Raw genomic sequence first — 13135 nt, 5'->3', positions numbered from 1 at the left:
ATAAGTTTTTTATTCAGGATTTGCGGTGATGCTTCGAAGAACCAGAACTACGTCAGGCTTTCTGTTTCTCTACTCCCTTAACGTATTCCTGTCTCTACAGCTTTTCGCTGCTCCCTTTGACGAGCTGCGTGAAGGAGACGTCGTTTTTCAGATTTCGCGATCTTCGCAGAGCCAGGCCATCCAGCTTGCGACTGGCTCGAAGTACAGTCATGTAGGCATCATATTTAAGAGAGCAGGGCGATGGGTCGTCTTTGAGGCGGTGCAGCCGGTACGCTTTGTCGATCTCAGTCAATGGATAAAAAACGGCGAGCGATCTCACTTTGTCGTAAAGCGCTATGCAGACGGTGCGCCCGATGCGTCGCAGATCGCCGTCATGAAAAAAAAGGCAGAGGCCTGGGCGGGACGAAACTACGACGGCCACTTTCGCTGGTCCGATGATCGCCTGTACTGTTCTGAAGTCGTCTGGAAGCTCTATGACCTTGTCGGATTAAAAACCGTTCCCTTGAAAAGATTCTCGGACTACGACCTCAAGCATCCCGTCGTTCAACAGAAGATGAAGCAGCGTTACGGAGGCATGCCGCCGCTTAACGAACTCGCCGTTTCGCCCGGTGATCTATTCGTCAGCGATCGGTTTCGCACCGTCTTTGAGCGTTAGGCTTTCTCGCGACCGATCCTTGAGCTGCACGCCGCTCAGTTTTAATCGGATGGATTCGCGTATCAACCAGAGCAGGGTAAAGACCGCCTCGTCCACGGAGAGACCGCCTTCGCGAATATTCGAAAGGCAGTTACGGCTTTCGTCGGTTTTTCCAGGCTGCGGCGCATAGGTCAGATAAGCGCCGAGGCTATTGCTCGAACTCATACCAGGGCGTTCTCCTACAAGAACGAGCGAAAGCTGAGCCTTTAATAGTGCTCCAATCGGATCACCGATCGCCACACGTCCGCGGTGGGCCAGCACAAGAGGAGCCACGGTCGTGCCTTCGCCCTGTAGCGCCGCTGCCAGTCGCTCTATCAGTGGAAACGCCTGATGAATTGCCGCTGAGGATAACCCTCCCGTGAGCACGATGCAGATGTCGGATTTCTCAGAACTGCGAGCTTTTAACTGCGCTTCTGATTCCACCGAGAGAATACGGCCGAGATCGGGACGCTGCAAATACATCTGCAATGATGAAGCGGCGCTGTAAACGAGCAATGCCCGTCCGTCGATGGCCTGCAATTTCTGAAAGACATCCGTTTCATCGATCTCGCGTTGAACGGCGTCCCGGGCCCGGGCGAAGTCGAGCTGAAAATTAAGAAGCTCGTCGGTTGAAATGGAGATGCCGCTGCGTCGCAGGCCGACGCGGGCATTTGTATGATTCTTCAGGCGTCCGGCAATCGGTGTGATCTGTTGTTCTGCTGATGCTTCTTCTTTGTTTTTCACAGGTTGACTCCTTCGATGAGCGAGGGCGCTACAGCGGAGAGCCGCATCTTTTCATCGAAGATACCTTCGCGTTGCAGCCATGACTCGAATTCAGGAGCAGGCCGCAGCCCCAGAAGCTGCCTGGCATACAGGGCGTCATGAAACGAAGTGCTCTGATAATGAAGCATCGTATCGTCCGCTCCTGGGATTCCCATGATGAAGTTTACGCCTGCGGCTGCAAGCAGCGTCAGAAGGTTATCCATATCGTCCTGATCCGCCTCGGCATGATTCGTGTAGCAGATATCGACGCCCATCGGCAATCCAAGAAGCTTGCCGCAGAAGTGGTCCTCAAGCCCCGCGCGAATAATCTGTTTCCCGTCATAGAGATATTCCGGACCGATGAAGCCGACGACGGTGTTCACAAGCAGCGGCGAGAATTGACGGGCGACCGCATAGGCGCGGGCCTCAATCGTCTGCTGATCGACGCCATGATGGGCGCCGGCCGAAAGAGCGCTTCCCTGTCCGGTTTCAAAGTACATGACGTTATTGCCGACCGATCCTCTCTTCATGGAAAGGCCCGCTTCATGTGCCTCTTTTAAAAGAGCAAGGCTAACTCCGAAGCTGCTGTTCGTCTTTTCCGTACCTCCGATGGACTGAAAGACGAGATCGACAGGGGCCCCTTTATCGATTAACTCGATCGATGTGGTCACATGCGTCAAAACGCACGACTGCGTTGGAATAGAGAAGCGATTGCGCAGATCGTCGATGAGCTGTAAGAGCCTTCTTACTGTAGAGATATCGTCCGTGGCAGGATTGATGCCGATCACGGCATCGCCGCTTCCAAGAAGCAGGCCGTCAATGATCTCGGCAAGAATGCCTTTCTCATCATCGGTCGGGTGATTGGGCTGCAGTCGCGTCGACATGCGCCCTGAAAGGCCGATCGTCGTGCGAAACGATGTGATGACCGAGCAGCGTGATGCGACGAGGATCAGATCCTGATTACGCATCAGCTTGCAAACCGCGGCCACCATTTCAGGCGTCAGCGCCCTCGATGCCAGTATGAAGTCGGCATGGTCAGAAAGCAGCCAGTCACGCAGCGAGCCTACCGACATCGTGCGAAAGAACGAAAAGGCCTCTTCGTCATGTTGCTCAAGAATCAGCCGGCTCACTTCATCCTTCTCAGGTGGGATGAGCGGTTCGTCGAGAAAACGCTGCAGGGGAATATCGGCGAGAACAAAGCGAGCGGCGACCCGTTCTTCCATGGTAAGAGCGGCCACTCCGGCGAGCAGATCGCCTGACCGAAGAGGCGTGGCTTTCGCCATCACCTCCTTCAGGTTTTGAAAGCTATAGTGTCGATCTGCAATGCGAAACGTATCGCTCATGAATCCCCTCAATCCGCCGTTTGCAACGATTCATGCAGGTGTACATGATGCTCTGCTCTGGCACGCACAAAAAAGAAGAAATAGGCGTACCCGGCACCCATCAGCGCACCAAAAATCAGGGCGTGGATCGGATAGTAAAAGCACAGCGCCACGAACGACACCGTCGCAATGATCAATGCGATCGCAGGAAATACCGGGTACATCGGAACCTTAAAAGGCCTCGGGATTTTCGGGTGCTTTTTTCGGAGTGCGAAAAGCGAGAGCATGGAGATGATGTAAAGCAGCAGTGCTCCAAAAACCGAGATTGTAATGATGTCGCCCGTCTTGCCAGTAAAGAGGGCGGCTATGCCCACAAACATGTTGAAGATCAGCGCATTGGCCGGCGTCTGAAACTTCTTCTGCACCTTTCCCAGAGCTCCGGGAAAATATTTCACGCGCCCGAATTCGAAGGTGGCCCGTCCCGCGGCGAGAATGATTCCGTGGAACGAGGCGATTAATCCGAACAGGCCGATCGTAATCAGCATATGAAAGAGCAGGGCGTCGTCGCCCGTAATGTGCTTCAGCGCAAGCGGCAGCGGAGAATCTGAAACCGTTGCCGTATCGGCAGGATTCGGATAAACAATCGCCTCCCAGCCACCGACGCCGACCGCCGAGATGAACGTGAGAAAGGCCAGGATTACCAGCGTGCCGATGGCAGAACCGAATCCGATCAACACGTCTCTTGACGGGTTTTTCGCCTCTTCGGCGACGTTCGCCACTCCTTCGATGGCGAGAAAGAACCAGATAGCGAAGGGGATGGCCGCTATGATTCCGATGTTGCCTGCCGGCGCTGGATTCACCGTCAGGTTCTCCATTTTAAAATGCGGCAGAGTCATACCGGCGAAGATGAGCAATTCAGCTACGGCCAGTATCGTGATGATCAATTCAAAGGTCGCCGCGGTTTTCACACCGGCGATGTTCAGGATCGTAAAGGCGAAGTAGGCGACGATGGCGATCGGAAGAACGGGAGCTTCGGGAAAGAAGTTCTGAAAATACGCTCCAATGGCGAAGGCGATAGCGGGCGGAGCGAAGAGAAACTCGATCAGCTGCGCCATGCCACCCAGAAAGCCGACATCTCGGCCCAGGCCGATCGTAGCGTAGTCGAAGGCTCCACCGGCCCTCGGTATGGTTGTGGCCAGCTCCGTATAGCTGAAGACGAAGGTAACGTACATAATCGTTATCAAAAGCCCGGCAATAGCAAGGCCATAGGTTCCACCGGCAGGCAGACCGAGGTTCCAGCCGAAGTACATCCCCGAAATGACATAGCCGACGCCCAGACCCCAGAGCATGAGCGGGCCCAGCGTTTTTTTAAGTTTGATTGGTTCGGACATAAAGTCCTCCTGTAGAGAAGAGCGGATGCTTGTGCCCGTAGGAGCACAGAGTGATGATGCAATACGCGTGCCGTGACAGTTAACTGAGGTTTAGCCAGTTTCGCGTAAGGGTTAAGCATCCGGGCGCGTAAAAAATGCTCGATTTTCGAGGAGGTTAGCCGTGAGCCGTTTTCTGAGCTGCCATGACGGCATCGGAGCTGATGTTTGCAATAAGCGAAAGCATCAACGCATTGCGTCCGGCCTCGAATCGGTCCTGATTCTCGAGAATAAAGCGGTCCAGAAGCATAGCGAGTACCGGATCCGATGTGTAGACGAAGATACGTTCAAAGGGGCCCGGTCGTTCTGCTTCCTGTTCATCCCGGATCGCCACAAGCGAGCGGATGCGCCGGAACCGGGCAAGAGGCAGATCGTCAGCGGACGTCACGCCGGCGAGATCGACCGGCCGACATTCAAGCAGATCGGCCGTTTCGAGCGGATTTCCGCGCTGCGAGGGCAGGTTGGATCGCGGGCCCGGCGCAATCTCGAATGTTTGCTTTACGAGGTCACGCAGAAGTGGCTCCAACCCCGCCGATGAAGCGGCCGTGAGCAGAAAGAGCGAGCGACCGCGAATACGGTGCTGTAGCGCCGTCGGTGCAAGGTGTTCCAGCGGCAGAAACGTAAACCCTTCAGCCGAGCTGGCCTCCACAAAGCCAGGATCGATGAGCGATAGCGACTCGGTGATCGAGAAGCCCTTCTCTGTCTGGTGGTCCTGCCAGTAGCGATACACCCAGGCCGGGTCTTTCAGCGATCCGGAGTATCCGATGCGAGGATCCTGTACTCTCCAGGAGGCCTGTTTGCCAAAAATCCGAGCGTCAAAATCAAAAATCGCTGCCTGTTCCATCCGATCCCCGCGTACTTGTTTCTCTATTTTCGAGGTCTGCTTCATTTATGAAAAGACTTTCCCGGAAAATTCTTCAAAAAAAACTGGATATTATGAAACGTACGGAGCTGGAACGCAGAGAACGCGAGCTGAAGCGCACGGCCAAGAAGGTCGAGGTGCTGGAGCGGAAATCCGGCCGTGCCGGCCGCACCATCGGCCAGTACATCGACGACCTGGCGGCTCTTTTCCGCTATGATGCCGAAGAGATCTTCAACACAACGGATGATCTGGACATCCTCGAACTGATCGAGCGAATGAAAGAAGACCTGCCCGAAAAACAGTGGGACACAGTTCTGAAAAAGGCCGTGAACCGCACAAAAGTAAAGCAGGCCAACCGTGCCGTAGAAGAGCTTTCGACCTTTATCGGTGAGGAAGCCGGCGTTTGACGCCTTTGCTTGTCGGCCTGGGGAATCCGGGCCCGAAATACAGTAAGACCCGACATAATGCGGGTTTTCTGTTCCTTGACTATTTTGCCGAATGTGCCGCCGAAAAGCGAGACGGCATGTCGGGCAGACTCAGCCCTTTTAAAGAAAAGTTCGGCGGATTGGTCGCCGAGCTGCGTGACTTCTCTTATAACGGAACGGAAGTCGAGCTGATCGCGCTGTTCAAGCCTTTATCCTTTATGAATCTCTCGGGTCGCCCCGTAAAACAGGCCGCCGACCATTATAAAGCGCCGCCTGCCAGATGGCTGGTGCTGCATGACGAGATCGATCTGCCCTTTCTCGACATCCGCATCAAAGAAGGCGGCGGACACCGCGGCCATAACGGCCTGCGCGATATCATGGCCGTAACCGGCACGGGCGATTTCACGAGGGTTCGCATCGGTGTGGATCGACCCGTCGACGGCTCTGTCGCCGATTATGTGCTCGCTCCTTTTTCGAAGGAGGAGCAGGCCAGATTCGCGGATGCGGGAACGATCGTAAACCGGCTTGTCAGCGAATGGCTGCTTCGAAAAGTCTGAATCTGAGGCCCTCATGAGTTTGACTGCGCTTTTTATTGCCGGTTTTTTACTGATTGTTATCCTTGCCGGTGCATACTGGATCAACGCCCGCTACAAACTGGCTCTGACCTCCGTACAGGAAAAACAGGGCGGCGTGATCTCTTATTATAGAGGAAGGCTTGATGAGGTCTTTCGAGGGCAGGGTCGCTCGGCCGAGCACATCGTCTGCCTGATTCATTATATTCTCGTACATCTGTTCACGCCTTTCTGTCTGGCCGCCTTTCTCTTGCACACGGATGGCAACTTTCTGGTCGCCGTCGGCGGCATCCTCGCCAGCCTTCATCTTGTGCAGCGCGTGTATCCTGCTGAGCCCGTTTTATAACGCGCCTTTTCAGTTGACCTGTTTCGGAGTGAAAAAAGCTTGATCGGCAAACTGCAGATAGCGAACTGACAGGGTAACTGAATCAGATTCACTACTGCCAGTTGCAGGGTTCCGGAAAAAGAGTCCAGAGAATGGGCTTTCTTTCAGGAACCCACCCGGGTTTCCGGGAATCATCTCTCAGCAGGAGAAATTTATGAAGATTGCTGTTCTGGTCAAACAGGTACCGGATACGGAAACGAATCTGAAAGTTTCTGGCACCGCCATCAGCGAAGCCGGAGTGAAGTGGATTGTCTCGCCTTTTGACGAGCATGCACTGGAAGAAAGCCTCCGTCTGCGCGACAAAACAAGCGCCGAGATTACGGCCATCTCTCTCGGTCCGGACCGTGTTCAGGAAGCCCTGCGCACTGCCTATGCCCTTGGTGTTGATAAAGCCGTTCAGATCAAAGACGACTCCTATAATGTTCTCGATGCTAACTACTCGGCCCAGGTTCTTGCCGCGTATCTGAAGCAACTCAATCCCGATCTGATCCTTGCCGGCCACGTCGCCATCGACTCGCAGTCGTCCATGGTTCCGGCCATGATCGCACAGATCCTCGGTTGCGCCAATATCAACAACGCCGTCTCCATTGAAGTCAACGGAAGCGACGTAAAAGTTAAACGCGAAATCGAAGGCGGAACGGCTGAGATGTCCGCTTCGGGCACCGTCGTCGTCACGGCAGCAAAAGGTCTGAATGATCCGCGTTATCCGTCTCTGAAAGGCATCATGGCTTCGAAGAAGAAGCAGCTTGAGACCGTCGATGTCGGTTCTCTCGGTGTGAGCGCTCCGAAGATTGAGATCGCTTCGCTTGAACCGCCTCCACCGCGTCCGCCGGGCCGCGTTATCGAAGCCGAAACCCCCGAGGATAAGGCAAAAGAACTCGTCCGTCTTCTTCGCGAAGAGGCGAAGGTCATCTGATCGAAATAATCTCAGGAGTACATCATGTCTATTCTTGCAGTAGCTGAACTGAAAGGGGATTCGCTTAAGAAGATCTCCCGCGAACTGACCTCTGCCGGCCGCAAGCTCGGCGGTCCGGTCGTCGCCCTGCTCATCAACGGAACCGACGCTCATGCGAACGAGCTGTTTGATGCCGGTGCCGATACCGTCGTTAAGGCAAGCCTGGGCGAATACAGCCCGCAGGGCGTCGCCAATATCGTGGCCGCCGTCGCCGCTGAAAAAGGAGCGAAGGTCGTTCTTGCCCCGCATTCCATTCAGGGTAAGGACTATGCCGGACGTGTCGCCATCGCCATGAACGCCAGCCTTGTCGCTGACATCATTGAAGTAAAAGGCTCTGATTCTGCCGTTGAAGTTAAGAAGCCTATCTATTCCGGCAAAGCTTATGCGAATATCAAGCTGAGCGCTCCTGCCGTTCTGACCGTGCGTCCGAACTCTCAGGAAGTCGTTTCGGGTTATGCAGGAGCTAAGGCCCTTGAAACCACATCGGCCGGCGAAGGCGCCGTTTCTTCGAAACTCGCTAACGTTGAGATGAGCGGCGGAACAAAGGTAGCCCTGACCGACGCCTCCATCATCGTATCGGGCGGTCGCGGTATTAAAGGCCCCGAGGCCTGGCCGATGCTTCAGGAACTGGCTGACACGCTCGGTGGAGCTCTTGGAGCATCCCGTGCAGCGGTTGACGCCGGCTGGATCGATCACGGCCATCAGGTCGGTCAGACGGGCAAAACCGTTTCTCCGAACTGCTACATCGCCTGTGGCATCTCGGGCGCCATCCAGCACCTTGCCGGTATGGGATCTTCGAAGTACATCGTGGCCATCAACAAAGACCCCGATGCACCGATCTTCAAGGTAGCCACCTACGGCGTCGTGGATGATCTTTTCAAGGTTGTTCCGGCACTGACAGGCGAATTCAAGAAGGTTCTGGGCTAACAGGCCTACTGCCCCTTGAATGACCTCGACGAAAAGGAGCCTTCGGGCTCCTTTTTTTTTGTTAGCAGGGCAAGGTGGATGAGATAATCAGTTATAGGTTTCGGATGTATCCATGATGATGCGAACAATATTCTTGACCTTCCTTGCCGTTGTCCTGCTGTCTGCCTGCCAGAGCGAGCGTGAATGGTGTCTTGAGAATGAGATTTTCTTCGAGGAATACTCCTGCCTGCTCACTTTCATGGCCACAGCTGCCGGTGAGAAGAATCCTCAGCGAGAGGCCATTGTTGCCAATGCCTGTGCACTCTATGCCGTCAAGCTGGCAAAATGCGAAGCGAAATCAGATTGCTCGCTGACTCATCCTGCTGGATGCTCATCTACCTTTCAGTGAACGCATCACACCCGCACCCACCTGAGAGCAGAGGAGCTGGAATTTGGACCAATGGAATACCTGTAACCTGATTCTCGATTCTAATATTGCCGCGACAAACGCTCCCCCCTTCTAAGCGGCGCAGGAGTGCAGAGCCACCGTCAGTTGGCGCATGGAGGCGCCACCTGACGGGGAAGGGGGGAGCGTTTGTCGCTTGAATTCCTCGTTGCCTTTGCTGAAATGACGGTCATGTTCTCAAAAGGCCAGATCGCTGGCAAAATCTCGACTATTTTCGTCTTTTCTATGCTCTTTTCGGTCGCCCTCGAGGCCAATCCGCTTCAGAAGGTGGTCGGGGTGATGAACTCTTCGACCTTCCGGGCGTCGGTGAATATAAAGTCGGGCGGAAGCAGCTTCAACGGAACGCTTTCGTACTCGGGCGGGAAGATGAACTTCCGTCTGGGCGATGGACGCGTCATCGCATCAAACGGACGTAAGATTTTTGCGTTTGATCCGTCTACTCGTACAATGGGACGGCAGGACGCAGGCGGCGGTGGAGGCCTTGGATGGATTCTATCTTATACCGCACGCATCGACGGGAATCGTGCCGTTTTGACTCCGAACTCGCCGGCGCATAACTATGAAGAGGTGCGCCTGAGCTGGGACGAAGGCTACTTCCTGCGAAGCATCTCTATGAAAGGAAAGGGAGGCGATGTGATCACCATTAAGATTAACAGCGTATCGAGAGTCGCCAGCTTTCCCGTTTCTATCTTCAGCTATAAGGCCCCTCCGGGCTCTCGAACCGTTGATAACCCCCTGAATCAGCGCAACTGATTCAGAGTTCCCTGTATCAAAATGGACCCCGCTCTTACAAGAACCAAAGCGCATGTTCTGTTCGGAGAGCTTTACAGCAAGTCTCGCCCCCCTGAGCTACAGGAAAAGGTCGAAGCTGCGATTCAGGGAGTGTCTGACATCTTTGTTCGCATCAGAAAGATACAGGAAATAGACGAACAGTTCGAACGCAGCCGAAAACCATCACGACCGGAGCCCGTGCAACGCAGTCGTCGCGGTGGAGGCGGCGGTACCGGAACGGGCCCGTCGGCCATTGCAAATCGTCCGAAGCCCCCGGCGGCTAACTCAGGCGGATTCCTGTCGTTTATTTTCGGAAAGAGCGATCTTGCAGCATGGGGGGAAAAGACCGGCACGATCGTCACCGGCCTCTTTGGATTGAATCAACATCTGTCGTCGCAGGTGCAGCACAGCTTTGCAGCTGTGAACGAACAGCAGATCGTCGAGCTGCTCAAGGCGATGCGCTTCTTTATCCAGAAGGGATGGGAGCGATTCCCTCCCGCGAAGTATAACTCTGTCGTCACCGCCTATCAGTTTTTCGAAGAGTACCTTAAAGTGGAGCTGCTCTTTCGCAAACAGGAAATCGTAAGTACTATCCTGACGCAGACGATTAAGATGCAGGTGCTGTATGCGCAGCTTCTGCAATTCGAGGGCTTCGCCGATTTTTTTCGCGGCGACTTTGTCGAATTCTTGAAAGACGATAAGGACTACGGTGCCGTCAGCTCCGAGCTGCTTGCGGGCATTGAGAGCTTGCTTGGTTTTGAAACCCGTCGCCCTCGCCTGTCTGATTGTATTCTTTCTCTCTATGCCGTCGATCGAAAGCGGCTGTTTAACTGGACCGAGCTTATTACCGAACTTAAAGTGGGCGCTCCGGTAACCGACCGATACAGGGCGCCCGAGAAGATACAGCAGGTGATCCAGCAGAGGCAGGATCGACTACAGAACGAGATTGAATTTCGCAAGCGGTCGATTGCTGAAATCGCCTATATTCGCGAGACGTATTTCAAGATCGATGAGCGGGGTAAGGCGAACGTCGATTTTATTCAGGATATTGCCCGTGACGTGCTCATGCGGTCGTCCAGCGAGCAGAGAACCTCGGCGGAATATCTGCGGGCCTCGATTTCAGAGCCGCATCGTCTGCTTTCCATACTTTTGAAAGATGTGGATGTGAACTTTATTCAGATACTGTCAGGAAGCGTGCACGTGCATCAGCAGGGTGCGCCTACGGAAGTTATCATTTTTCGCCCGGCCGTTTTCAAGGCTGAGCTGGATCTGCTTAACGAGCTACAACAGGATATGGCGGAATTCTTGAAGAAATTCAAGAACACTGCGCTTTCCTTTGCCATGTATCTTGCGGCAACGAAAGGAGAGGCGAAGGATCAGGTAAGCCAGGGTTTTCGGCCTCTGGCAATGAAAAGCTGCCAGCTCTTCTCATCGCTACAGAGCAAATTGAGAACCGTTCTTGTCGCTCATCGTGAAACGCTTGAAAAAGAGGCGACCGGTCACCTGAAAGAAGCCGTTCAGCGGACGCGATCCATTCCCATTGAGGCGATCAGCGCCGAGCAGCGCTTTCTTCCGTGGTCCGATGCCGTTGTGGCGGATTCTTCGAGGTTCAGCCAGAAAACCGTGCTCGACGCCCTCGACGATATGGTACGATGTCTCTATAATTACCTGTACATATACAGGGATACGAGTCTGTTGCAGACGCTGAATTCCGTGCCGAGATTGAAGTCAGAAGTCGGCCTGCTTGAGAAAAAATTATTGCAATACGGGTCAGGTTAGTAAGAAATCCTATTATTGAGTTCCTGTGCTTTCAGGAACGGGCAAGCTGGAGCTTTGCCGGCGGCCGGAAGGCTGCAAAACAAAAAAAAGAGGGAAACATGCCCAAACAGTACGGCGCAATCGAACAGAATCAGCTTATCGAGAAGGCAAGGAAGCGCTCGATGGCAATCCAGATATTCCTTAAAAGCGGAGTGCCGATCCGCGGCAAGGTGATCGCCCATGACAACCATTCGGTCTTTATCGTAACCGAACAGGGACAGGTTCTCATTTACAAACACGCCATTTCTTCACTTTCGCCGTCACGTCCGCCGGCGCGCAAGCGATGAGCTCTGACAGGATTACCATAGCCGTAGACGCCCGCCCGCTCACGCATCCGGTGAGCGGCGTATCGCGAATGATCTCGCGCATCATCGAGCACCTTGATGACGGCGAGTTCGAGTTCCACCTTTTTGCGCCGAATAACTGGAACCGTGATTTTGAAAGCGTTATCAAACAATCCAACGTAATCTGGAATCAATCGCACGGCCTTCTTTCGAAAAAAGCGGGGCTGTGGTATAACAGTTCACTGCCGATGATCCTGCATCGCATGAAGCCTGCGATCTACTGGGGAACGCAACAGACCGTTCCGGCCTTTCTTTCGTCGAGAATTCCCGTCGTTCTTACGTTTCATGACTTTGTAAGCTACAGATTTCCCGGCACGATCCGGCTTGCGGCGCGTATTCAACAGAGGATGCTGCAACGCCGCAGCGTGCGCGTTGCCGATTGCATTATCGCAAACTCCCGTCAGACGATGCGAGAGATTCAATCGTTTTTCGGAGTCGACTCCACACGATTGAAGGTGGGTTATCCCGGAGTGGAAAGCCGACTGCGTGACCGCAAGAACGACCGCAAAGCCGAGAAGAAAACCGCAAACGCTCTGCCTATCAGCATCCAGGGACCGTACATCCTTTCGGTTTCGACGATCGAGCCGCGAAAGAACTTTGGCCTGCTGCTTGAGGCTTATTTGAAATATCATCGAAGCGAGGCTGAGAAACCTTACAGTCTCGTGCTTGCCGGCCGTCGCGGCTGGGAGTCAAAAGAGTTCTTCTCGCGCCTTGATCAGATCCAACAGGAAACGGGTTCGGTCTTTGTGCTCGAAGGACTGCGAGACGATCAGCTGACGGCCCTTTACGAAGATGCCTCATTCTTCTGTCTGCCATCGTTATACGAGGGCTTTGGTATCACGCTTCTTGAGGCATTGAGCTTCGGCAAAACGGCGCTCGTTTCAGATCTCGATTGCTTTCATGAAATCGCCGGCGAAAAGGCCAGGTATCTGCCGGCAGGCGATGTCGATGCCTGGGCCCTTGCTCTGAAGCAACAGGTGGAAAGGCATCGAAGCGGATCTTTGAAAGACGTCGACTTCGACGTCGCTGCATGGTCGTGGAAAGAAACGGCAGAGATCTACAGAGCGGCCTTTAAAGAGCTCGCCTCCTGAGGATCGATCATCTCGCAATTCCCGTCAAAAACGACGCCTTCGGCAATCTGAAGGCGTGCGGTTCGGATGTTACCGACGATCTTGCCCGTACCGAGCATCTCTATGCGCTTGAGAGCCTCGATGTTACCGATGACCGTGCCGCCGACGATGACGGTGCTACAGCGGATGTTGGCCTTCACCCGGGCTCCCTCGCCGATGACGAGAACTCCGCTGGAACGGATTTCGCCCTCGAACTCTCCGTTGATCTGTAGCGGTCTTTCGAATTCGAGGATGCCCTGGAAATGGGTTCCTTTTTCGAAGATCGTGGCCACCGATCCTTCTTCGGTGATAAGGGGGGCTAAGGGTTTCTTTGCCAT

16 protein-coding genes are annotated in these 13135 nt (G+C 54.2%); 11 read left to right on the top strand and 5 right to left on the bottom strand.

What is annotated here, in order from left to right:
• The first annotated feature begins 28 nt into the window (after positions 1-28).
• A complete protein-coding gene (locus LEPIL_RS05390) occupies positions 29-655 on the top strand; it encodes a YiiX family permuted papain-like enzyme (protein WP_002770717.1) in 627 nt (208 codons plus the stop codon).
• Here LEPIL_RS05390 and eutC read toward each other — a convergent pair.
• The 4 genes from eutC to LEPIL_RS05370 form a co-directional block, all read right to left on the bottom strand.
• Complete coding sequence (eutC, locus tag LEPIL_RS05385; RefSeq protein WP_002770710.1) at positions 614-1417, bottom strand: ethanolamine ammonia-lyase subunit EutC; 804 nt, start codon at positions 1415-1417, stop codon at positions 614-616. The genes LEPIL_RS05390 and eutC overlap by 42 nt on opposite strands.
• The gene (locus LEPIL_RS05380) at positions 1414-2778 is read right to left on the bottom strand and encodes an ethanolamine ammonia-lyase subunit EutB (protein WP_002770708.1); all 1365 of its coding nucleotides are present in this window, start codon (positions 2776-2778) and stop codon (positions 1414-1416) included. The genes eutC and LEPIL_RS05380 overlap by 4 nt, the downstream gene beginning before the upstream one ends.
• Positions 2779-2786: 8 nt before the next feature.
• Positions 2787-4148: an ethanolamine permease gene (eat, locus tag LEPIL_RS05375; RefSeq protein WP_002770707.1), complete on the bottom strand. Its 1362-nt coding sequence runs from the start codon at positions 4146-4148 to the stop codon at positions 2787-2789.
• 154 nt (positions 4149-4302) lie between these two features.
• Complete coding sequence (locus LEPIL_RS05370; RefSeq protein ID WP_002770703.1) at positions 4303-5028, bottom strand: hypothetical protein; 726 nt, start codon at positions 5026-5028, stop codon at positions 4303-4305.
• A gap of 92 nt (positions 5029-5120) precedes the next feature.
• Between LEPIL_RS05370 and LEPIL_RS05365 the strand changes: the two genes are divergently transcribed.
• The 10 genes from LEPIL_RS05365 to LEPIL_RS05320 all read left to right on the top strand — a co-directional run bounded on the left by LEPIL_RS05365 (position 5121) and on the right by LEPIL_RS05320 (position 12779).
• Positions 5121-5453: an LB_289 family protein gene (locus tag LEPIL_RS05365; RefSeq protein WP_040918328.1), complete on the top strand. Its 333-nt coding sequence runs from the start codon at positions 5121-5123 to the stop codon at positions 5451-5453.
• On the top strand, positions 5450-6028 hold the full coding sequence (gene pth / locus LEPIL_RS05360) for an aminoacyl-tRNA hydrolase (RefSeq protein WP_002770701.1): 579 nt from the start codon (positions 5450-5452) through the stop codon (positions 6026-6028). The genes LEPIL_RS05365 and pth overlap by 4 nt, the downstream gene beginning before the upstream one ends.
• 13 nt (positions 6029-6041) lie before the next feature.
• The gene (locus LEPIL_RS05355; protein ID WP_002770700.1) at positions 6042-6389 is read left to right on the top strand and encodes a hypothetical protein; all 348 of its coding nucleotides are present in this window, start codon (positions 6042-6044) and stop codon (positions 6387-6389) included.
• A 193-nt stretch (positions 6390-6582) separates the two neighbouring features.
• Positions 6583-7344: an electron transfer flavoprotein subunit beta/FixA family protein gene (locus LEPIL_RS05350; protein ID WP_002770699.1), complete on the top strand. Its 762-nt coding sequence runs from the start codon at positions 6583-6585 to the stop codon at positions 7342-7344.
• A gap of 21 nt (positions 7345-7365) precedes the next feature.
• Positions 7366-8310: an electron transfer flavoprotein subunit alpha/FixB family protein gene (locus LEPIL_RS05345; RefSeq protein WP_040918326.1), complete on the top strand. Its 945-nt coding sequence runs from the start codon at positions 7366-7368 to the stop codon at positions 8308-8310.
• A gap of 133 nt (positions 8311-8443) precedes the next feature.
• On the top strand, positions 8444-8698 hold the full coding sequence (locus LEPIL_RS05340; protein ID WP_157135028.1) for a hypothetical protein: 255 nt from the start codon (positions 8444-8446) through the stop codon (positions 8696-8698).
• Positions 8699-8926: 228 nt separating this feature from the next.
• A complete protein-coding gene (locus LEPIL_RS05335; protein WP_143464680.1) occupies positions 8927-9508 on the top strand; it encodes a LolA family protein in 582 nt (193 codons plus the stop codon).
• A gap of 21 nt (positions 9509-9529) precedes the next feature.
• Entirely contained in the window at positions 9530-11305 is a 1776-nt protein-coding gene (locus LEPIL_RS05330; protein ID WP_002770694.1) for a hypothetical protein, read from the top strand.
• A 98-nt stretch (positions 11306-11403) separates the two neighbouring features.
• Complete coding sequence (locus tag LEPIL_RS05325; protein WP_002770693.1) at positions 11404-11631, top strand: RNA chaperone Hfq; 228 nt, start codon at positions 11404-11406, stop codon at positions 11629-11631.
• Complete coding sequence (locus LEPIL_RS05320) at positions 11628-12779, top strand: glycosyltransferase family 4 protein (RefSeq protein WP_002770692.1); 1152 nt, start codon at positions 11628-11630, stop codon at positions 12777-12779. The genes LEPIL_RS05325 and LEPIL_RS05320 overlap by 4 nt, the downstream gene beginning before the upstream one ends.
• Here LEPIL_RS05320 and LEPIL_RS05315 read toward each other — a convergent pair.
• Positions 12746-13135, bottom strand: coding sequence for a bactofilin family protein (locus tag LEPIL_RS05315; protein WP_002770691.1), 390 nt, complete (start codon positions 13133-13135; stop codon positions 12746-12748). The genes LEPIL_RS05320 and LEPIL_RS05315 overlap by 34 nt on opposite strands.

The sequence above is a fragment of the Leptonema illini DSM 21528 genome, assembly GCF_000243335.1.
GTDB classification, from domain to species: domain Bacteria; phylum Spirochaetota; class Leptospiria; order Leptospirales; family Leptonemataceae; genus Leptonema; species Leptonema illini.
This window is presented reverse-complemented; position numbering and strand designations above follow the sequence as displayed.

What these genes read in the sequence shown, in the direction of transcription:
- LEPIL_RS05390 (WP_002770717.1), top strand. Translation starts at nt 29, where the DNA reads ATGCTTCGAAGAACCAGAACTACGTCAGGCTTTCTGTTTCTCTACTCC.
- LEPIL_RS05335 (WP_143464680.1), top strand. Translation starts at nt 8,927, where the DNA reads ATGTTCTCAAAAGGCCAGATCGCTGGCAAAATCTCGACTATTTTCGTC.
- LEPIL_RS05355 (WP_002770700.1), top strand. Translation starts at nt 6,042, where the DNA reads ATGAGTTTGACTGCGCTTTTTATTGCCGGTTTTTTACTGATTGTTATC.
- LEPIL_RS05325 (WP_002770693.1), top strand. Translation starts at nt 11,404, where the DNA reads ATGCCCAAACAGTACGGCGCAATCGAACAGAATCAGCTTATCGAGAAG.
- LEPIL_RS05370 (WP_002770703.1), bottom strand. Translation starts at nt 5,028, where the DNA reads ATGGAACAGGCAGCGATTTTTGATTTTGACGCTCGGATTTTTGGCAAA.
- LEPIL_RS05365 (WP_040918328.1), top strand. Translation starts at nt 5,121, where the DNA reads ATGAAACGTACGGAGCTGGAACGCAGAGAACGCGAGCTGAAGCGCACG.
- LEPIL_RS05315 (WP_002770691.1), bottom strand. Translation starts at nt 13,135, where the DNA reads ATGGCAAAGAAACCCTTAGCCCCCCTTATCACCGAAGAAGGATCGGTG.
- LEPIL_RS05380 (WP_002770708.1), bottom strand. Translation starts at nt 2,778, where the DNA reads ATGAGCGATACGTTTCGCATTGCAGATCGACACTATAGCTTTCAAAAC.
- LEPIL_RS05350 (WP_002770699.1), top strand. Translation starts at nt 6,583, where the DNA reads ATGAAGATTGCTGTTCTGGTCAAACAGGTACCGGATACGGAAACGAAT.
- LEPIL_RS05320 (WP_002770692.1), top strand. Translation starts at nt 11,628, where the DNA reads ATGAGCTCTGACAGGATTACCATAGCCGTAGACGCCCGCCCGCTCACG.
- LEPIL_RS05330 (WP_002770694.1), top strand. Translation starts at nt 9,530, where the DNA reads ATGGACCCCGCTCTTACAAGAACCAAAGCGCATGTTCTGTTCGGAGAG.
- eat (WP_002770707.1), bottom strand. Translation starts at nt 4,148, where the DNA reads ATGTCCGAACCAATCAAACTTAAAAAAACGCTGGGCCCGCTCATGCTC.